The sequence below is a fragment of the Pseudogemmobacter sp. TB195 genome (assembly GCF_058313095.1).
In genome coordinates, this window is record NZ_JBZEGG010000010.1 from 97556 (window position 1) to 117751 (window position 20196).

Genomic DNA, 20196 nt, shown 5'->3' on the forward strand with positions numbered 1-20196 from the left:
CTCAGGAATTGATGGTCACAGCGAGGTCGAGATCACCCCTGGCGGCGTCGATCCGGCGGATCATCCCGACAAGAACATCACCGCCCTTCGCCAGATCTTCCGGGCTGGTATATTCATTGTAACGGTGGATCACGCCATCGACCGAGGGCACCACGAAGACAATCGACGGAATCCGGCGCTGGATCGTCACGGCGTCATGGCCGCCGACCGTATCAAGTTCGATCCGCCCGTAGCTGTTCTCGTCGGCGCCCATTTCGACCAGCTTCACCAGCCGTTTGTCGAACCGCCCCGCCGGGCGGCGGTCAATCGAGACGATCTCGCCTGCCACGCCTGCTTTCGCCATCAGTTCCGGCAGGGCGGCTTTCAGCCCGGCTTCCGACCAATCGAGCATCGCCTGTTCCGGCGAGCGCAATTCGCAGAACATATTCACTTTTTCCGGAATGATATTGGCGGAATTGGGCGAAATATCGAGCCGCGCGCAGGAGCTGTAAAGTGTATCCGGCGCGGTATTGGCGAGGTGTTTCAGTTCCGCCATGATATAGGCCGCACCCAGCAGCGCGTCCTTGCGGTCTTCCATTTTGGTCGGGCCGGTATGGGCCTGTTCGCCGGTCACCTCGATCTTCACCTTCAGCGCGCCCCAGTGGCGGGCGAAGGGGGCGATATGTTTGCCGGCCTTTTCCAGCTCGGCATCGCCTTCGATATGAACTTCGAGATAGGCGACCGGTTCGGGCGCGGTATCGGTGCCCGCATAGCCCACGCGTTTCAGCTCATCGGCCACTGATTTGCCATCGCGGTCCTGGCGTGCCAGCGCAAAATCGAGAGTATATTCGCCCGAGAAGACCGAAGATCCCAGCAGGCTTGGCGTGAAGCGCGCGCCTTCCTCATTCATCCAGTCGGCGACGCAGAAATTGCATTGCGGCGTGGTGCCGGTCTCGGCGCACCAGGCCCGGTAGCTTTCGATTGCCGCCAGCGCCGCCATCACGCCGTAAGCGCCATCGAACCGCCCGCCGAGCGGCTGGCTGTCGATATGCGAGCCGATCATCACCAGCGGCGCGCCTTCGCCGGCAAGGTCGATCTGGCCGAAGAGATTGCCGATGGCATCGACCTTTACCGTATAGCCGCGCGCGGCCATTTCGGTTTTGAACCAGTTGCGCGCTGCCGCATGAGCATCGGTCAGCGCCGGGCGGTCGACGCCGCCCATCGGCGTTGCACCGAATTCCGAGATCTTGTCCATCAGCCGGTTCAGAAGACCTGCGTCGATTTTGCTTGGAACTGTGGTGTCAGGCATAGGTCTTCTCCGATACGGCCGGGGTCTCGTCGTTAAGGAAGCACGCCGCAAGCGCCCGCCCGCCCCTGTCGCGCAGGACCGGGTTTTCCACGCGGCAGCGGTCAAAGGCATGCGGGCAGCGGCTGGCAAAGGCACAGCCGGGCGGCAGGTCGATGGGTGAAGGGGGCTCGCCCTCCAGGAGGCAATCCTCGGGACGGTAGCGCCGTGTCTCCAGCGTCGGCGCGGCAGAGAGCAGCGCGCGGCTATAGGGGTGGCCGGGGTCAAAGAACAGCCGCTCATTCGGCGCCACCTCGACCACTTCGCCCAGATACATCACCGCGATCCGTGAACAGACGCGGCGCACCATCGTCAGGTCATGCGAGATGAAGATATAGGTGAAACCGTGCAGCGCCTGGAGGCGTTCAAACAGATCGAGCAGCTTGCCCTGTTCGGTCTGATCCAGCGCCGAAAGCGTCTCGTCCATGATCAGAAGCTTCGGCTCCAGGATCATCGCACGCGCCACATTGAGACGCTGGCGCTGGCCCGCCGACAGCCCGCCGGTCAGGTGGTTGTAATAGCTGTCGGGCAGCCCGACCTCGTTCATCACCGCCCGCGCCCGGTCGCGCCGTTCCGCAGCCGACCCGATGCCGTGGATTTTCAGCGGCTCTTCCAGGATCTTGCCGATCGGCCATTGCGGCGGCAGCGATCCGTAGGGGTCCTGCAGCACCAGCTGGAATTTCTTGCGCATCCCGCGCAGCGTCGCGGCGCTGGCCGTGCCGACATCTTCGCCGTCAAAGATGATCTGGCCGTGATCGGGGCGTTCCAGCCCGGTCAAAAGCCGCATCAGTGAGGATTTACCGCAACCGGATTCGCCCACGACCCCGAAATTGTCGCCCTGGAAGACATCGAAAGACACATTCCGCACGGCCTGAACCACAGAAAGCCCGGCCTCGCCGCGCCGCCGGATCTTATAGGCTTTCGCGACATCGCGGATCGAGAGCACCGGCACCGGAGCATCGCGTTCCTCGCCCGGCGCGCGGGTGGTCTCATCCCAGAGCTTCGGCAGTTCCTGGATCAGTTTGGCGGTATAGGCGCTTTTCGGGTCTTCGATCAGCGCGCGGGGCGGCTGCATCTCGGCCACGCGTCCGGCATTGAGCACCATCACCCGGTCAGAGGCATCGCAGGCCACCGGCAGCGACGAGCAGATGAACAGCACGGCCGTCGAGAATTGCGCATTCAGGTCGCGCATCAGTTTCAGGATCTGCGCCGCCACCGTCACATCAAGCGGCTGGGTGATATTATCGGCGATCAGCAAAGCCGGGTCCGAGATCAGTGCATCGACGATCATCGCGCGCTGCATCATGCCGCCGGAATACTGGAACGGGTATTCTTCGAACCGCTTATGGGCAGACGGAATCCGCACCGCATTCAGCAGCTGGATCGCCTTTTTCTTCGCCTCTGTGGCTGAAATATCCGGGCGCACGGCGCGGAGTTTCTCGACCAGCTGCGCGCCGACCGTCATCGTCGGGTCGAGCGCGCCTGCCGGGTTGCCGCCGACATAGGCGATCTCACGGCCCGCCAGTTTGCGCGCAAGACCGGGGTTCTTCACCAGATCCTGGCCGCGAAAGCGGATCTCTCCGCCGGTGATGCGCAAAGGGTCCGAGAGCCAGCTTGCAATCGCGCGGGCCAGTACGGTTTTGCCCGACCCGCTTTCGCCGATGACCGACAGGATCTCGCGTGGGTGGATGTCAAAGGAGATCGCCGAGAGGATCTCGCGCGCTCCGGCGGCGACGGTCAGGTTCGAGACCTGAAGGACCGGCGCAGATTTCATCGCCTCTTCCATCTTCATGCGCCCCCGTAGATCTTGTTGCGGGCACGCTCCAATGCGGCGCCCATCAGGTTGATACTGGTCAGCGTGATCACAAGGAAAACGCCGGGCATGGTGGCGATCCACCAGGCGTTCATGATGTATTTACGCCCGTCCGAGATGATATTGCCAAAGGTCGGCGTCGGTGGCTGCACCCCAAGGCCGATAAAGCCCAGCACAGATTCAAAGATCATCATCCGCGCGATATCCAGCACCGCGACAAAGGCCATCGGCGGCAGGAGAAGCGGCAGGATGAGAAGAAACATGATCCGAAGGTTTGTCGCGCCCAGCACCATGGCGCCGCGCACATATTCCTTTTTCGCTTCTGCCATCACGGTCGAGCGCATCACCCGCGCATAGACCGGCCAGCCCGCCAGCCCGAGGACAAGGATGATCGAGGGAATGGTTGGTCGCGATACACCCAGAATGGTGATTGCCAGAATGATCATCGGGATCGCGAGCTGCGCATCGGTCAGCCGCATAAGCACCATATCCACCCGGCCACCATAATAGCCGGCAAAGAGCCCGATCAGCGCGCCGACGATCAGCATCAGCACCGTGGTCGCAACCCCGATCAGCAGCGAATAGCGCAGCCCCGTCAGCGCGCGCGACAGCATATCGCGCCCCAGCTGATCGGTGCCGAGCGGGTGTTTCCATGTCCAGCCTTCCCCAAGGAACAAGGGCGGGATCAGCTTCTCGCGGACCGAGAGCTTCGTCGGGTCCAGCCCGCTGAGTTCGGGGTAAAGGGCGGCGGCCAGCACCAGAAGGACGAAGACGATCAGCCCGATGCGGAACTCGATCGAGGCGAAGGCCTCGCGCCAGATCCGCGAGGATACGGTCTGAGCGGCGGCGACGCGGGCGGCGGGGTCAAGTGTTGTGACGCTCATCAGTAATCCAGCCTCGGGTCGATGGCGGTCGCAGCAAGGTCGACCACGATATTGATCAGGACGAAGGCGGCAGCGGTGATGATGGCGATGCCCTGGATCAGCGGGAAGTCACGCTGCATCACCGCGTTGATCGTCAGAAGGCCAAGGCCGGGGTAATCAAAGATGAACTCGATCACCAGAACACCGCCCAAAAGCATCGAAAACTGCACGCCGAGCAGATTCAGAAGCGGCACCGCAGCGTTTTTCAGCGCGTGGCGGAACACGATCTGGTTGCGCGACAGCCCCCGGACCCGGGCGATGTCGATGAAGTTCTGCGCCATCACGCCCGCGACCGAGACCGTCAGCGTGCGGATCAGGAAGGGCGCGATCTCGATGGCCAGCACGAAGGCCGGCAGGATCGTATAGGCGAAGTTGTGATAGCCGATCGAGGGCACCAGCTGCCATTTCACCGAGACCACCAGCGCCAGAACGATGCCGAGCCAGAAATTCGGCAGGCTGACGAATAGCGATGAAAGGTAAAGCGCCATCCGGTCAGGCCATCTGCCCGGGTAAAGCCCGCCTGCCACGCCAATCGGCAGCGCGATGATCAGCGCGAAAACCATTGCAAGCAGCGCGAGCTGGATCGTCATTGGCGCGGTCTGCGCGATCAGGTCCAGCACCCTTGCCCTTTCTCCCCGCGTCGAGTCGTCGAAACTCGCGCCCCCCACCGCCGCACCCGAGGCGGGACGGACGAAGCTCTGCCCGAAATCTCCCTGGAACACCTTGGTGATATAGCGCGTGAATTGCACCGGGATCGGGTCGCGCAGGCCCATCTCGGTCGCGATCTCCTCGATCAGCGCCTCGGGGGCCATGCCGCCCGCCATCAGGCGCACCGGATCGCCGGGCACCACGCGCAAAAGCGTGAAGATCAGCGCCGATACGAGAAAGACAATCACGACGCCCTGCAAAAGGCGGCGCACAAGGAACCTAAGGATGAACATTCAAACCCCGGACGTTCTGGCAGAAAGTGTTGCTGGATGGGCTGGCAGAGAGCGCGGGCGCCCTCTGCCAGAGGCTTTGTCAGCCGAAGGTGCCTTGGGAGGCGTCAATCTGCCCGTCGGGATACATGATCAGCCCCGAGAGGTTCTCGCGCATCCCGTGCATCAGCACCGAGGTGAACAGGGACAGCGCCGGAACCTTGTCGGCCAGCATCGGCATCAGATTGGTCTGAAGCGAGGTCTTGCGCGCTTCGAGGGAAGGCGAATTGCGTTCCTCATCCAGCGCCGCGTCAATCTCGGCATCTTCGATGCCGCAGATCCGTTTCGACGAGGAATGGAAATGCGAGCGCAGAACCAGATCCGGCTCTGGCGAACCCGTGGACCAGCCGCAATCGACCATATGGCCCGGGCCACCGCCCGGACGGTCATAGAGACGCTCGTTCCAGGCCGCGACTTCCATCACATTGAGCGTGACCTTGAAGCCCTGTTCCTGCATCAGCGCGGTGATGACCTCGCCATATTCCTTGGTTTTCGGGTAGAAGCCGGTCGAGGTGATATATTCCAGCTCCGGCAGGCCCTCGCCATTCGGATAGCCGGCCTCGGCCAGCAGGCGCTGGCATTCCTCGGGGTTGTATTCCGGGTAATTCTCAAGGTCGATATAGCCGAATTTGATCGGCGAGACAAAGTTCGCCGAGGCGTGACCGGCCGAGCCCATCACTTCCAGGATCAGCTCACGGTCGATGGCGTGGCAGGCGGCTTTGCGCACCAGCGGATTGTCGAAGGGCGCTTTCGAGCAGCGGAACCAGAGATATTTGTTTTCGACCGAGACCTGGCGCTTGATGACGATGCCGTCCTCGGCCTCCAGCGTTTCGGCCTGTTCGGGCTCCAGCCGTTCGATGATATCGGCCTGGCCGGACATCAGCGACAGCATCCGCGTGGTGCCGTCACCGACAAACGAGAAATTGACGCCCGGCACGGTCGGCGCGCCTTTGAAATAGCCCGGGAAGGCCTCCATCACGGTGTCATTGCCGCGCTGTTCGACGAATTTGAACGGGCCGGTGCCGTTCAGACGCTGCGAAAGCGGGCCCGAGGGGCCACCCGCCACGTCATCCGCCGCAAGGATCGGCAGGTAGGAGGCGAGGAAGATGAACAAAGACGCGCCGTAGCCGCCTTTCGACGTGTCGATGACGACGGTGAAATCATCCGGCGTGGTGACTTCGAACGTATCGGTCGCACCCGGATAGACCTGCTTCGGACGGTCCAGCCCCGAACCATATTCCAGCGTCGCCTTCACGTCTTTCGCGGTGAAGGGCTTGCCGTCATGGAAGGTCACGCCTTCGCGGAGTTTGATCTCCAGCGTATGGGCGTCGATTTCCCTGATCTCGGTCGCGAGTTCATAAACCACTTCATCGGGCTTTTCCGGCGTCATCGGCGCGCGGGTCAGATAGCCCATCACAAAGCCTTCGATATTGGTCTGCGACAGCGTCGTATGCGCGGTCGGATCCCAGTTGCCGGTGATGTTTTCGGCCGAGAGGAAGGTGATGGGTTTCGTCGTCTGGGCCATGGCCGGGCCAAACAGGAAATTCGTATTGATCTGCGGCATGGCGGCAAGCGCGCCAAATCCCGCTGAATAGTTCATAAACTTCCGTCTGCTGATCATTTCTCTCTCCATGTTGGATGCCCGGTACCGATTTCTGGCTTTTCCGGGCTTTGGTTATTTGTCGCCGCATGATGATTTGGCCCCATGCGTGCGGGGTATTTCTGTATCAGCCAGGGGGCTCCGGCGCCTGGCCCGACAGATGGTGCAACACTTCGGCATGCAACTCCGGCGTGGCCGAGGCGACGACATCACCGGCAGATTGCAGCGTGAGCGGGCGGCCATCCCAGTCGGTGATCACGCCCCCTGCGCCTTCGACCACCGCGACAAGCGGCAGGTAATCGAAAGGCTGCAGCCCGGTTTCGATGACGAGATCGCAATGCCCCGAAGCCAGCAGCCCGTAATTGTAGCAATCGCCGCCATATCGGGTCAGCCGGCCCCTGGAGCTGACCGCGTCAAAGGCTGCTTTCGAGCGGCCAGGAAAGGCGAATGGATTGGTCGTATAGATCCAGGCATCGACAAGTGCCTTGCAGCTGCGGGTCTGGCAGGGTGCACCATTAAATGTGCTCGGCCCGCCCGTGCTCCCCTGCCAGCGCTCGCCAAGCGCGGGCATGTCGATCTGCCCCAGCACCGGCACGCCGTCTTCCAGAAGTGCGATCAGGCCGCCATAAAGCGGATGCCCGGTCACGAAACTTTTGGTGCCGTCAATCGGATCGACCACCCAGATGCGGCGGCTGTCGAGATTGCTCGGTGCTTCTTCCTCACCGAATATCCCGTCTTCGGGGAATTTCTCCGCGATCATGCGGCGCAGCATGGCCTCGGTCGCGCGGTCAGCGATGGTGACCGGCGATTTGTCCTCCTTGTCCTCTACCTCAATCGGGCGGCGGAACCAGGACAGGGTAATCTCTTTCGCAGCCTCAGCCGCCTGCGTCAGGAAACGCAGTTCATCACCGGGGTCTGATTTGGAATCTCGTGGCATTTGTTGCACCTGCGAGGCATTTCTTCGTCAAACTAGTAGCGATTCGCACAAACGCGCAACAAAATTAGTTTGTCAGATGCAAAAAATTGTGGATTCAATTGCGGCATAGGGCAAATCGCGGGCAGCTAAGCGGCGGATTGACTGCTGAACGGGCCGAAACCGCCGTATTTGAGGGTGGATTGCCACATGGTTTTGGGTTTTTGTGGAATTTCTGTGGCTTTAAAGCCGGTGAACAATGAGGTGACACATGTGGTCGCATGAGCGGCAGGCGCAGATCCTCGGTCAGCTGACCGCCCGGCAGAAGGTTTCAACCGGCGAGCTTGCGACACAATTCGATGTCTCGCGCGAGACGATCCGGCGCGATCTTCTGGAAATGGAGGAGAGCGGGCTTCTGAACCGCGTCCATGGCGGCGCGACCCTCGCGCGATCCGGGATCGAACCCGAGCCGGCCTATGAAATGCGCCGCGCCGAGAATGTGGCCCAGAAAACCGCCATCGGGCGCAAGGCCCTGACCCTGGTCCCCGAGGGATCGACGCTTTTCATTGACACCGGCACCACCACCATCGCTTTCGCGCGCGAACTGGCGGCGCGGGGCAATATCCGCGTGATCACCAATTCCTTTGAGATCGCCCGCATCATGTCTGCGGGGCGTGAATGCGACATCCTTCTGCTTGGGGGGCGGCCGCATCGCGATGTGCCAGCGACCTATGGCGAGATGACCTTGTCGCAGATCGACCGCTTCCTCGCAGATTTCGCTGTCATCTCGCCGGTGGGTCTGCATGCCGACCGCGGCGTCACTGATTACGAATTGCATGAGGCCGAGGTCGCCCGGGCGATGATGCGTCGCGCCCAGTCGAATATTCTGCTCTGCGATTCCGGAAAGATCGGCGCCGAAAGCCGGGTCTCGATCTGTCGTCTTGAGGAGATCAACCATCTGGTCACCGATCCTCATCCGCGCGGTGCCAGCCTGACCCTGACGCGCGGCACGGTGCATTTTTGCGAGGTTGCGACAGGCAGTTGACCCCCCCCGATGGCTTGAAGGGGCCCGGCCTCACCCGGCCATTCGCCCCGCCCGGCACGGGAAATGCTGCTGCCCCGGCGGCGGCGCAGAGATCCAGGCGGAAAACACACAGGCCTGGTACTCAGCGGGTGCGCGTTCAGGCACCGTCACGACCTGGCAATCTTCTGAAATCACTCCCCGAAGGTGACTGAAACACAGAGAGACCGAACTCTGGCAGGACGCCGTAAAGGTGGTCGAAAATATCCGACTGTATGCCCTCATAGGCCACCCAGGCGATGGTGTTCGTAAAGCAATAGATCTCGATCGGCAGCCCCTCAGCCTCGGGGGGAAGCTGACGCACGATCATCGTCATGTCCTGACGAAGCTGCGAATGCGCCTTGAGATAACTCTCCACATAGGCGCGGAAGGTGCCGATATTGGTCAGGCGGCGGCGGTTCGAGCTGACCTCATCGGGCTCAAGGACCGCGTTCCAGTCCGACAGTTCACGGGTCTTGCGCTCGATATAGCTTCTGATGGGCTTCATCTGCTGCAGTCGAAGCAACTCGTCATCCGAAAGATAGCGGATGGTATTCTGGTCAATGTTAAGTGAGCGCTTGATCCTGCGCCCGCCGGTCTCCTGCATTCCGCGCCAGTTCTTAAAGGGCTGGGTTACGAGATTCCGGATCGGAACCGTCGTGATCGTCTTATCCCAGTTCTGGACCTTTACCGTATGGAGCGCGATCTCGATCACATCGCCATCGGCATTCTGGGCCGGCATTTCCACCCAGTCACCAACCTTGACCATGTCGGTGGAGCTGATCTGAACCGATGCGACCAGCGACAGCAGCGTATCCTGAAAGACGAGGATGAGAACGGCGGTCAGCGCCCCAAGTCCGGAGAGAAGGATCAGGGGCGAGCGGTCGATGACCGCCGCAACCATCAGGATCGCCGCAATGCCATAGACGAGAATTGTCGCAACCTGAACATAGCCCTTGATGGATCTGCCATTGCCCGCAGAACGCCGGTTCCAGATGGTGTGGAACAGCCCGAGCGCCGCCGAGATGGCCATCGCAAAAACCAGGATATTGAACGCGTTCGCGACGTTTCGGATGATTGTGGCGATGGCAAAGGGCAAACCCGGTACCTGCATGATGCCTGCAGAAATCACCAGGGCAGGCGCGGCATTGGCGATCCTTGCGATCACCCCGGACCGTACAACCTCGGGTCCCTGAATATACTGGACCCCTTCGATCAGGCGGTGAAGAAGTTTCACCAGCACCGCCTTGGTAACGATGTTCACCAGAAGTGCGGCAAGGATCAGCGCACTGAGCCAGAATAGGGTTTCGACCCAGGGTGTATCGACCGCGAAGGCCCAGAGGTTATGCATAATCTTAGTCTCTCATCTGCCGGTTTTGCCTGCGAAAGGGTGACCCTGCCTTGTGCCCTCTCAGGCGTCTCGGGGCAATGTCACGACCGGCCAGTCTGTCGGCATCGTGATCACTATCCCATGCGGGATCGTGGGCTTACGCAGAGTGAAAGGCCAGGTCCGGCCAGGAATGTATTTCACGCATTCGGGGCATTGTTGCGAAAACCGGCTGTTGGCCGGAGTTGCACCTTTCCCCCTTACATTCAGGCCAGGCGCTGGATCCCGGCACTGCCGAGAGCAGTGAAGCGGTACATGCGGAGCAGGTGAACACCCTTGGTTCGAGAGCCCCTGCGACCCGATGCGGATCTGGACTTCGGATATCTGACGCTCTGGATCACGTGAGGCGATGCGCTCCCCCAAACGCCTTGCGGCAGCTCGCGCTTTCGGTTGCGGTGGCGAAGGCGCAGATCACACAGGCACTGGCGGGGGCGGAAACCATCGCCACAGGCAATCCGCATGACGTCCCGGTCGCAACGTTCGCGCCACTTGGCATCCCCTGTCGGGTAAAATACTGGGTGCCGCAGCATGAACGTGAAATGGCCTGCGGCAACTATGTGTTCAGACGGATCCACGCGGCCTTGCACAAAAATGGCGTCAGCCTGAAGTCATGGGGAATGTTCCGGCGTAAGAGCCCGCAGCCCCCCGCCATCCGATCAGAACGGAGACCGACACGATGCCGAAAGCCGTAACCGCCCGGATCGACAAATTGCTCTCCTCTATGGGCTATGGATCGCGCAGCGAGATCGGCCGGCTGGCGCGCGCCGGGCGGATCACACTGGATGGGGCAAAACCCGTCGATGTCACAAGCCGTATCACGGTTGACGCGGATCTGCCGGCACGCCTGAGTGTCGATGACGCGCCGCTTGATCCCGTGGCAGGGATGGTGATCCTTATGAACAAGCCCGCCGGCGTGACCTGTTCGCACAGCGAAGCGGGACCCCTGGTCTACGGCCTGCTGCCGCAGCGCTGGCGGCAGCGTGATCCGATCCTCTCGACGGTCGGCCGGCTTGACAAAGAGACCTCGGGTCTCCTGCTCCTGACCGACGATGGCGATCTTCTGCACCGGATCATCAGCCCGCGACGCAAGGTCAGCAAGACCTATCGCGCCACCCTCGCCCGCCCGCTGAACGGCGACGAGGCAGCGCTGTTTGCCTCCGGTGACCTGATGCTGAAAGGTGAGACAAAACCGCTTGATCCCGCGGTTCTGGAAATCCTGTCGCCGACCGAAGCCCTGCTGACGATCACGGAGGGGCGATACCATCAGGTGCGCCGCATGTTCGCGGCCTGCGGCAATCATGTCGAGGCGCTGCATCGTGAGAGCCTGGGGCAGCTGCGCCTGCCGGATGATCTGGCGGCCGGTTCCTGGAGGCTGCTCGGGGCGGAGGATCAGCAGCGGGTCTTTCTGTAGGATGTTCCCGGCCGGAACCGGGTCGCACAGGTTTCGACCCGGAAGTGCTTTGGCGGCCGGGCGTATTCCCATAGTCTGAAGATAAGCCCATTTCTGTGCCTGACTGCGGCACAGCGGCCTGCGCCAGGGTCAGACCGGTCACAGGGCGGGCACTCGGTCCCTGATCAACGCAATTCCAGGCAACCGGAACCAGAAATACGCGGCGGGGCGTTGCCCCGAAGGTTTTCGCGCTTACCCAGCGGCTCCAAAGGCACTATGCACCCTCATCTTACATATCCGGGGTCCGGTCATGGCGCAGAATGCCACCATCTACAAAGTCGAGCTGTCCGTGGCCGATATGGATCGCCACTATTACGAAACCCACAAGCTGACCGTTGCCAAACACCCTTCCGAGACGGATGAGCGGCTGATGGTGCGACTTCTTGCCTTCGCTCTCAATGCCGAAGCCGAGCTGGAGATGACCAGGGGCCTCTCAACGGATGACGAACCGGACATCTGGCAGAAAAGCCTGAGCGGCGATCTTGAACTATGGGTCGCACTGGGCCTGCCCAGCGAGAAGGTCATTCGCCAGTCCTGCAGCAAGTCCAAAAAGGTCACCGTCTACGCCTATGGCGGCAGGCAGGCCGAGATCTGGTGGGATAAAATCAAGGGCAGCTCCGCGCGCTTCGACAATCTCCAGGTGATCAACCTGACACAGGAAGACACGGCCGGGCTGGCGAAGGAGGCAAATCGCTCGATGAAGCTGCAGGTCAATATCCAGGATGGCGACGTGATGGTCAGCGTCGATGACAGCGTGCTTTACGTCAGCCCGACGAAATGGAAGGCTGCGGCATAGCGGGCACCTGATCGCGATGTGACGGCCGGAAGCCCCCCAATCGCTGATCCGCAAGCCCTGCACGCGCCTTTTGGGCCAGGCAGATATGCACTGACCCGAGCGGCTGCAGAACAAGCGCCGAAAATGGCGTCCGCTGTTGCAGGTGGTCGCATTTTGATCGGTCAGTCCCTCTGTGATGCCCAAAAAAGGAGGAACCCATACCTGTGGCCTGGCTGAGGCAGGACACCGGCCCATGTACCCGACGCTCCGTCACGGACACAGGCGGCAGACAGTCCACGGGAGAGGCAGCAAGGCAATCAATTCTCTGGGGGGAACATGGCTTCTCAAACTGAAACGGGCGGGCCTGGCCTGATACGGCTGGATGAGGCGCCCATGCGGCCCGTCCATATTCTTGCGGCGGCGGCGGTTCTTGGGGGCGCCGCGCTTGACGGCTATGTGCTGGGGATTGTCGGACCGGCCCTGGCACTTGCGAAACAGGAGATGGAGCTTTCCGCCCTGGGTCAGGGGCTGATCGCGGCCAGCGCCCTGATCGGCGTCTTTATCGGCGGGCTGTTCTTTGGCAACCTGGCCGACCGCTTTGGCCGCAGGCCGGTATTTTCCTGGAATCTGCTGGCTTTCGTCCTGCTCTCGCTCTTGCAGCTTTTCGTGCAGGAGGTCTGGCAGCTGGTGCTCTTGCGCCTTGCGCTTGGTCTGGCGGTCGGGGTGGAATATGCGGTCGGCACCTCGGTTCTTGCCGAATTCTCGCGCCGCAAAGGGCGGGGCGTGCTCCTGGGCAGCTTTGCCGTGGGCTGGCAGGTCGGGTTCACCATCGCCTTTGTCTATGGCAACCTGATCTATTCCGGCGACAACTGGCGGCTCTTGCTGGCAACCAGCGCGATTCCGGCCCTTCTGGTGTTTTTGCTGCGCATAGGCCTGCCGGAAACGCCGATGTGGCTGAAGGCCCGCGGCCGTGACGCCGAGGCGCAGGCCGTGGTCGAACGCCATTTCGGCAAGGGCTTTGCGATCCCCGATGTGGAGCTGAAGCTCAACCAGCCCTCGGCGCGTGAATTGCTGAAAGTGCCGAATGTCCGCCAGCATCTCTATTCCGGCCTGTTCTGGTTCTGCCAGGTGGGGCCGTTCTTCGCGATTTTCACCTTTATCGGGCCGGTATTCGACGCGCTCGGGATCGAGGATCAGACCACGGTCGATATCTGGCTGAACCTTGTGCAGATCCTCGGGGCGGTTTTCGGCCTTTTCCTGATCGCCTGGCTCAGCCGCCGCCATTTTGTCATTTCAACCTTCGCGGGAATGTTCGTGACGCTGCTGGCGATCGGTCTCTTCCCGCAGGCGCCGATCTGGGTGATTGTCGGCCTTTTCGCGGTCTATATGTTTGTCGCGCCTGCGGCCAATAACATCCAGTATGTCTATCCCGCCGAGATTTTCGACACAAATCTGCGCTCGACCGGGGTTGGGTTCTCGGCGGCTTTCTCTCGGATCTCGGCGGCAGCGGCGGTCTATCTCCTGCCCTATGCGCTTGAGACCCTCGGCGCATCGGCGGCGCTGCTGATCATGGCGGGCCTTCCGCTTCTGGGGCTGGTGATGTCCATCCTGTGGGCCCCCGAGACCAAAAGCAAAGCCCTGCTCTGAGCGCGGCATACCTTGCGGCCCGGGCAGTCCTGTCCGGGCCGGAAATCGCAAGGCTGAGACCCCGATTGCCGGTTCAGGCCAGGCCTCCGGCGAGACCGTCTTTTGCGTCATCCCGCCCGGGTCACGTCACCTCCGAACCGGGCCTTCCCTCTCACGGGTGCTGCCCATATCATCCTGACGAAGAACAGCATTCAGCGCTCATTGCCGTCGCGGAACAAGCACATGATGAGGCCCCCTGCGCTTTCATGGCGAACGCAATGCGCAGCCGCCAAATCCAACAGGCCATCAGTATCCTTGCGTCCCGGGCTGGCTTTTCAAGGCATTTCGGCTTACTCCCATAGCGTGATCGTCTGTTATTATGAACCCGCTAAGGAATAGTCATGTAACTATGGCGCTGCCGGATCAGGTTGCTGGGGGAGACCAGGATGAAGACTGACAGCAAAGACTACCTCGATGTTTCGGGCCTTGTCGTCATCGTGGCGATTATGCTGATCAGCTTCATTGCCGATCTCAATATCCCGCTGGGCCATGCGGTCTGGCTGGGCTATCTTCTGGCGCTGGCGGTCAGCTTCTCGCTGCGGTTCCTCTGGCTGCCCTCGACGATCGCGGTGGTCGGCATAGTGATGCTGATCCTCGGCTATGTTCTGGATGAGCGCGAAAACAACGTCGCAATCGCGCTTTCGAACCGCAGTCTTGCCTCGGCATCGCTGATATTCCTGGCCGTGGCCGGGACATTCATGGTGCGAAACCGCCTGCGCATCGCGGCCGAGGACTGGCGCAAGAGCATCGAGATGGCGCTGGCGAAAGCGCTCGAGGGCGATCTGAGCCGGGTGCAGATCGGCGAGAACACGCTGCGGCTGGTTGCCGGGGCGCTTGGGGCGCGGGCGGCGGTCCTGTGGGAAAAGCAGCAGGACAGCCTGATCCCGGTCGCCTCCTGGGGAACCGCCAACACGGCCGAGGCTCTGCATGAGGGGCAGCCTGGTCGCCAGGCCGGTCATCTGCGCCGGGCATTGCAGGGCAATGAAACTGTGGTGCTGATGGCGCCGGGAGAGGCGGCGCTTGACTGGGGGTCGGGGCTGATGCGGGGCCGGGCCGCCTGTTCGGTGATCGTGCCCACCCGCGAGAATGGCGTGGTCAATGGGGTGATCGAGATCGGCCTAGACCGCGAGCCGACCGACGCGGAGCGGGAATTGATCGAAAGCCTCGGCGACAAGGCCGGGGTCGAGTTGCGCTCGGCTTTGTACCGCGAGGAAGTGCAGCAGCTGCTGGATGAGACCCGCCAGCAATCCGAGGAATTGCGCAGCCATTCCGAGCGGCTGGCCGACACCAATGCCGAGCTTGAGGAACAGACCGAGGCGCTCAAGCGCAGCGAGGCGCTGCTGCGGGATCAGCAGGCGGCGCTGGAAGAACAGAACGCCCAGCTTGAGCAACAGACTGCCGAGATGGAAGAGCAGCGCGACACCCTGGCGGCGACCGGGCGCAAGCTGGCTGAACAGGCCGAGGAGCTGGCCCGCGAAAGCCGCTACAAATCCGAATTCGTCGCCAATATGTCGCATGAGCTGCGCACGCCGCTGAATGCGCTTTTGATCATGGCGCGGCTGCTCAGCGAAAACCGTGGTGGCAATCTGACGGGCGAACAGGTCCGCTGGGCCGAAACGGTGGAAAGCTCGGGCAAAGATCTTCTGCGGCTGATCAATGACATCCTGGATCTGGCCCGGATCGAGGCCGGAAAGGTGGCGATCTCGCCCGAACCCAGCGATCCGCGCGAGATTGTGCAGCGCATCGCGCGCGCCTTCACCTTCGCGGCGTCGGAAAAAGGTCTGAAGCTCGAGACCGAGATTTCCGGGGATATTCCCGGCATCATCACCGACCCCTCGCGGGTCGAGCAGATTCTGCGCAATTTCGTCGGAAATGCGCTGAAATTCACCGATCACGGCGCGGTCACGCTGTCACTGACGCGCGAGGGCGAGGGCGTGCGCTTCCGGGTGAAGGATACCGGTATCGGCATTGATCCCGAACAGCACAAAGCCGTGTTCGAAGCGTTCCGCCAGGCGGATGGCTCGATCTCGCGCCGCTTTGGGGGCACCGGTCTTGGCCTTGCGATCTCGCGCGATCTCGCCGATCTGCTGGAAGGGCAGATCACGCTGGAAAGCGCGCCCGGCAAGGGAAGTGTCTTCTCGCTCTCGCTGCCGAAAACCCTGAAAGAGATCGATGAACTGCCGCCGGCAGAGCTTCGGCCCGGACTGAAGCCCGCCGCCCCGCCGCGCGCCGCGGAAACGCAGCCCATGCCACTGCGCGGCCCGGGCCAGATCATCGACCTGAATGACGATCGCGGCGAGCTGGGCGAGGATGACCGCAGCCTGCTGATCGTCGAGGACGACCCGGCCTTTGCCCGCATCCTGCTTGATCTTGCGCATGAGCGCGGCTTCCGCGCGATTGTGGTCAGCAGCGCCGATGATGCGGTCCGGGCTGCGCAGACCTATCTGCCGGTGGGTGTGATCCTCGATATGGGCCTGCCCGATCATTCCGGCCTGACGGTGCTGGACCGCCTGAAGCGCGCGCCCGCGACCCGGCATATTCCGGTCCATGTCGTCTCAGCCGCAGATCACACCCGTGATGCCATGGCGAAGGGCGCGGTGAATTACCTGATGAAGCCGGTGGCGCGGGAATCCCTGATCGAGGCGCTCGACAGTATCGAATTCCAGGCCAACAGCCGGCTCCGCCGCCTGCTGGTGGTCGAGGATGATCCGGCGCAGCTGTCGGGGATCAAGGCGCTTCTCGGCTCGGACGCGGTCGAGGTCACCGGTGCCGCGACAACAGCTGCCGCGCTGACCGCCTGCCGCAACAAGACCTTCGACTGTATCGTGCTGGATATGAACCTGCCCGACGGGACGGGGTTCGATCTTCTCGAACAGCTCAGCCAGGACGAGACCGCCTCTTTCCCGCCGGTGATCGTCTATACGGCACGCGCGCTTTCCGAAGCCGAGGAGCAGCGCCTGCGCCGCCATTCGCAATCGATCATCGTCAAAGGCGCAAAATCGCCAGAGCGGCTGATTGATGAGGTGACGCTGTTCCTGCATCAGGTGGTCTCGGATCTGCCGCAGCGTCAGCGCGAAATGCTGGCAGCCTCGCTGAACCGCGATTCGGAACTGGACGGGCGCCGCATCCTCGTGGTCGAGGATGATGTCCGCAATATCTACGCCCTGACCGGAGTGCTGGAGCCGCATGGCGTCGATATCCGCATCGCCCGCAATGGCCGCGAGGCGCTGGATATGCTGGGCCGGGTGACGGATGGCGCCGAGCCTCCGGTCGATCTGGTGCTGATGGATGTGATGATGCCCGAGATGGACGGGCTGACCGCGACCAAAGAGATCCGGCGCATTTCGAAATGGCGGACCTTGCCGATCATCATGCTGACGGCGAAAGCCATGGCCGATGATCAGGCCAAATGCCTCGCCGCCGGGGCGAATGACTACCTCGCCAAACCGCTTGATGTTGACAAACTTCTGTCGCTGATAAGGGTCTGGATGCCGAAATGACGACCCCGGTTTCCGTCAGCGACAAGATCAGCGATATTGAAACGGATCTGTTTCTTGAGGCGCTCCGGCGGCGCTATCACTATGATTTCAGCGCTTACGCCCGCTCGTCGCTGGTGCGGCGGGTGGAGGTGGCGCGGACCCGTCTCGGCTGCGACAGCATTTCGGCGATGCAGGCGCGGGTGCTGCGCGAGCCGGAGCTTTTGCATGACGTGATTGACGCCATGACCGTCCAGGTCAGCGATCTGTTCCGCGATCCGGGCTATTACCTGGCCCTGCGCCAGAAGGTGATCCCGCATCTGCAGACTTTCCCCTCGCTGAAGGTCTGGGTGCCGGGCTGCGCCAATGGCGAGGAGCTATATTCTCTGGCCATTCTCTTTGCCGAAGAGGGCCTGCTGGATCGCACCATGTTCTATGCGACCGAAATCAACCGCCGCGCGCTCAGCAAAGCCTCGGCGGGGATCTATGAAACCGGGCGCGTGCCAAAGTTCAGCGAGAATTATCGCGCGGCCGGCGGCAAGACGACGCTGTCAGATTATTACACCGCAGCCTATCGCGGCGCAGCATTCCACCGCCATCTGCGCCAGCGCACGCTGTTTTCCGAACATGACCTCGCGACCGATCAGGTTTTTTCCGAAATGCATCTGATCTCGTGCCGCAATGTGCTGATCTATTTCGATGAAACCCTCCAGAACCGCGTTCTGGGGCTTTTCGCTGAATCGCTGGTGCGTGGTGGCTTCCTTGGCCTTGGCTCGCATGAGACATTGCGGTTCTCAAAGATCAAACCTGCTTTCAGCGCCCATGACGAGGGTGAGCGCATCTGGCGCCGCACGAATATCGAAAAGATTGAAAATGCCCAATAAAGCCATCCGTTTCCTGCTGGTTGACGATCTCCCCGAGAATCTGCTCGCGCTGGAGACGTTGCTGCGCCGCGACGGGCTGGAGATCCACAAGGCGCGCTCGGCCACCGAAGCGCTGGAGCTGATGCTGCATTATGACTTCCGTCTGGCCTTTGTTGATGTCCAGATGCCCGGCACCAATGGCTATGAACTGGCCGAACTGATGCGCGGCAGCGCGCGGACCCGCGAGATCCCGATCATTTTCGTCACGGCAGCCGATCACAACGAGATCCGTCATTTCCAGGGCTATGAGGCCGGCGGGATTGATTATATTTACAAGCCGATTGACCCGATCATCCTGCGCTCGAAAGCCGAGGTTTTCTACCGCCTGGCCCAACAGACCATCAACCTCGAGCATCAGCGCGACGAGCTGCGCGAAAGCGCCCAGGCGCGCGATCTTGCGATTGCCACGCTGCGGGCCCATGCCGACAACTCCCCGCTTGGGGTGATCGAATGCGATGCCAGCCTCAACCTTCTTGGCTGGTCGGGCGGTGCCGAACGGATCTTCGGCATCGGTGCGGGCCGGGTGCTGGGCCGCGATCTGGGTGAGGCCGGCTGTTTCCGGCCCGAGACGCTGGTGCAGTTCCAGGACTGGATCACAGGCGCCGGCACGGTTGCCCGACACAGTGCCGAGGCCGTCGCCACCGGCGCGAATGGCGAGATCAATTGTGAAATCTACGGTTCGGTGGTGATCGACCCGGCAACCGGCAGCCCTTCGCTTTCTCTGCAGGTGCTCGAGACAACCGAGCGTCATCAATCCGAAAAGGTCCGTGCCCTTCTGGTCGGAGAGCTGAACCACCGGATCAAGAACACGCTGGCCAATGTGCAGGCGATCATGCGGCAGACGCTGCGCACCTCGACCACCCTGCCAGAGTTCAATCTGCGGTTTTCAGGCCGGCTCCAGGCGCTGGCACGCGCACATTCCATTCTGTCAGATGTCACCTGGTCCAAAGCGTCACTGGGCCAGCTGGTAAGGGATCAGATCGAAGCCGGCACCCTCGATCGCGATTTCATCGATGTCAGCGGGCCCGATGTGGCCCTGTCGCCGGAAGTGACACTGCGCCTCGCGCTGATCCTGCATGAGCTGGGGACCAATGCCGCAAAATATGGCGCCCTGTCGCAGGCTTCAGGTCGGGCCCTGGGGCGGGTGATCCTGTCCTGGACCATTGACGCCGAAGGGCTGAGCCTGACCTGGCAGGAAACCGGCGGGCCCCCGGTCAGCACACCCACACGGCGTGGCTTCGGCTCCGATCTGATCCATAACGGCGTCGGCGATGGCCGGGTCGAGGTTAACTGGAACAGGGCCGGGGTGATCTGGCGGATCATGATCCATTCCGGCTTTGGCCTTGACGGCGCGCAGCGCAGTTCTGAGACCAGGGCTGCCCGGCCGGGCGTGCCGCAGCGCGATGGCATCAAAGACAGCCGGGTCCTGCTGGTCGAGGATGAGCCGCTGATCTCGATGGAGCTTTCCGACGTGCTTGAGGATGCCGGTGCCCGGGTCGTGAAGATTGCGGCCAGTCTTGACGAGGCGATAGTCGCGGCGCGCACGCTGGATTTCGACTTCGCGCTGCTGGATGGCAATCTGCGCGGCGCGCCGGTGGATGTGGTTGCCCATACATTGCGGCTGCGCGGCGTGCCGTTCTGTTTCATCAGCGGCTACAGCCGGGATCAACTGCCGCGTGACTTTCAGGACGCCCCCTTGCTGACCAAGCCGGTGGATCAGGACAAGCTGCTGGAGGTCGTGCTTAAATTGCAGACCGGCGAAAACAGGCGCGCTACGGGCTGAGAACTACGGCCATGCCTGACGAAAACTGCCAGACACGGCGCCGAAATATGGTTGCAGCAAAACGCCCGCATCCGGAGGAAGCGCCCCGCCGCCCGGGGCCCTGGGC

Annotated in this window: 14 protein-coding genes; 7 read left to right on the top strand and 7 right to left on the bottom strand. The window is 61.9% G+C overall.

Annotation, left to right across the window (positions count from 1 at the left end; all coding sequences use genetic code 11):
* Position 1: 1 nt before the first annotated feature.
* From AC4FS3_RS12025 to hisN, 6 genes are all read right to left on the bottom strand, one after another.
* Complete coding sequence (locus AC4FS3_RS12025; RefSeq protein WP_491020762.1) at positions 2-1288, bottom strand: Zn-dependent hydrolase; 1287 nt, start codon at positions 1286-1288, stop codon at positions 2-4.
* Complete coding sequence (locus AC4FS3_RS12030) at positions 1281-3098, bottom strand: ABC transporter ATP-binding protein (protein ID WP_491020763.1); 1818 nt, start codon at positions 3096-3098, stop codon at positions 1281-1283. The genes AC4FS3_RS12025 and AC4FS3_RS12030 overlap by 8 nt, the downstream gene beginning before the upstream one ends.
* Positions 3099-3112: 14 nt before the next feature.
* Positions 3113-4021 carry an ABC transporter permease gene (locus tag AC4FS3_RS12035; RefSeq protein WP_491020764.1) on the bottom strand — a complete coding sequence of 303 codons (909 nt, stop codon included), beginning with the start codon at positions 4019-4021 and terminating at the stop codon, positions 3113-3115.
* Positions 4021-5001 (bottom strand): ABC transporter permease, encoded by a 981-nt coding sequence (locus AC4FS3_RS12040; protein ID WP_491020765.1) that lies wholly within the window; start codon positions 4999-5001, stop codon positions 4021-4023. The genes AC4FS3_RS12035 and AC4FS3_RS12040 overlap by 1 nt, the downstream gene beginning before the upstream one ends.
* A gap of 79 nt (positions 5002-5080) precedes the next feature.
* Positions 5081-6658, bottom strand: coding sequence for an ABC transporter substrate-binding protein (locus tag AC4FS3_RS12045; protein WP_171909721.1), 1578 nt, complete (start codon positions 6656-6658; stop codon positions 5081-5083).
* 106 nt (positions 6659-6764) lie between these two features.
* On the bottom strand, positions 6765-7574 hold the full coding sequence (gene hisN / locus AC4FS3_RS12050; RefSeq protein ID WP_491020766.1) for a histidinol-phosphatase: 810 nt from the start codon (positions 7572-7574) through the stop codon (positions 6765-6767).
* A gap of 247 nt (positions 7575-7821) precedes the next feature.
* Here hisN and AC4FS3_RS12055 point away from each other — a divergent pair, with 247 nt between their 5' ends.
* The gene (locus AC4FS3_RS12055) at positions 7822-8595 is read left to right on the top strand and encodes a DeoR/GlpR family DNA-binding transcription regulator (protein ID WP_491020767.1); all 774 of its coding nucleotides are present in this window, start codon (positions 7822-7824) and stop codon (positions 8593-8595) included.
* A gap of 136 nt (positions 8596-8731) precedes the next feature.
* On the opposite strand, the gene AC4FS3_RS12060 is transcribed toward AC4FS3_RS12055, so the two are convergent.
* Positions 8732-9961, bottom strand: a complete 1230-nt coding sequence (locus AC4FS3_RS12060; protein ID WP_491020768.1) for a mechanosensitive ion channel family protein — start codon at positions 9959-9961, stop codon at positions 8732-8734.
* A gap of 712 nt (positions 9962-10673) precedes the next feature.
* Between AC4FS3_RS12060 and AC4FS3_RS12065 the strand changes: the two genes are divergently transcribed.
* The 6 genes from AC4FS3_RS12065 to AC4FS3_RS12090 all read left to right on the top strand — a co-directional run bounded on the left by AC4FS3_RS12065 (position 10674) and on the right by AC4FS3_RS12090 (position 20090).
* Complete coding sequence (locus AC4FS3_RS12065) at positions 10674-11408, top strand: pseudouridine synthase (protein WP_491020769.1); 735 nt, start codon at positions 10674-10676, stop codon at positions 11406-11408.
* A gap of 289 nt (positions 11409-11697) precedes the next feature.
* Positions 11698-12243: a YaeQ family protein gene (locus AC4FS3_RS12070; RefSeq protein ID WP_491020770.1), complete on the top strand. Its 546-nt coding sequence runs from the start codon at positions 11698-11700 to the stop codon at positions 12241-12243.
* A 372-nt stretch (positions 12244-12615) separates the two neighbouring features.
* Positions 12616-13869: an MFS transporter gene (locus AC4FS3_RS12075; protein ID WP_491020771.1), complete on the top strand. Its 1254-nt coding sequence runs from the start codon at positions 12616-12618 to the stop codon at positions 13867-13869.
* Positions 13870-14294: 425 nt separating this feature from the next.
* Positions 14295-17408, top strand: a complete 3114-nt coding sequence (locus AC4FS3_RS12080; protein ID WP_491020772.1) for a response regulator — start codon at positions 14295-14297, stop codon at positions 17406-17408.
* On the top strand, positions 17405-18268 hold the full coding sequence (locus AC4FS3_RS12085; RefSeq protein ID WP_491020773.1) for a CheR family methyltransferase: 864 nt from the start codon (positions 17405-17407) through the stop codon (positions 18266-18268). The genes AC4FS3_RS12080 and AC4FS3_RS12085 overlap by 4 nt, the downstream gene beginning before the upstream one ends.
* Complete coding sequence (locus AC4FS3_RS12090) at positions 18258-20090, top strand: response regulator (RefSeq protein WP_491020774.1); 1833 nt, start codon at positions 18258-18260, stop codon at positions 20088-20090. The genes AC4FS3_RS12085 and AC4FS3_RS12090 overlap by 11 nt, the downstream gene beginning before the upstream one ends.
* Positions 20091-20196 lie beyond the last annotated feature (106 nt).

Coding starts and splice junctions, on each gene's coding strand:
- AC4FS3_RS12045 (WP_171909721.1), bottom strand. CDS start 6,658: ATGATCAGCAGACGGAAGTTTATGAACTATTCAGCGGGATTTGGCGCG.
- AC4FS3_RS12055 (WP_491020767.1), top strand. CDS start 7,822: ATGTGGTCGCATGAGCGGCAGGCGCAGATCCTCGGTCAGCTGACCGCC.
- AC4FS3_RS12065 (WP_491020769.1), top strand. CDS start 10,674: ATGCCGAAAGCCGTAACCGCCCGGATCGACAAATTGCTCTCCTCTATG.
- AC4FS3_RS12040 (WP_491020765.1), bottom strand. CDS start 5,001: ATGTTCATCCTTAGGTTCCTTGTGCGCCGCCTTTTGCAGGGCGTCGTG.
- AC4FS3_RS12025 (WP_491020762.1), bottom strand. CDS start 1,288: ATGCCTGACACCACAGTTCCAAGCAAAATCGACGCAGGTCTTCTGAAC.
- hisN (WP_491020766.1), bottom strand. CDS start 7,574: ATGCCACGAGATTCCAAATCAGACCCCGGTGATGAACTGCGTTTCCTG.
- AC4FS3_RS12035 (WP_491020764.1), bottom strand. CDS start 4,021: ATGAGCGTCACAACACTTGACCCCGCCGCCCGCGTCGCCGCCGCTCAG.
- AC4FS3_RS12080 (WP_491020772.1), top strand. CDS start 14,295: ATGAAGACTGACAGCAAAGACTACCTCGATGTTTCGGGCCTTGTCGTC.
- AC4FS3_RS12070 (WP_491020770.1), top strand. CDS start 11,698: ATGGCGCAGAATGCCACCATCTACAAAGTCGAGCTGTCCGTGGCCGAT.
- AC4FS3_RS12030 (WP_491020763.1), bottom strand. CDS start 3,098: ATGAAATCTGCGCCGGTCCTTCAGGTCTCGAACCTGACCGTCGCCGCC.
- AC4FS3_RS12060 (WP_491020768.1), bottom strand. CDS start 9,961: ATGCATAACCTCTGGGCCTTCGCGGTCGATACACCCTGGGTCGAAACC.
- AC4FS3_RS12075 (WP_491020771.1), top strand. CDS start 12,616: ATGCGGCCCGTCCATATTCTTGCGGCGGCGGCGGTTCTTGGGGGCGCC.
- AC4FS3_RS12090 (WP_491020774.1), top strand. CDS start 18,258: ATGCCCAATAAAGCCATCCGTTTCCTGCTGGTTGACGATCTCCCCGAG.
- AC4FS3_RS12085 (WP_491020773.1), top strand. CDS start 17,405: ATGACGACCCCGGTTTCCGTCAGCGACAAGATCAGCGATATTGAAACG.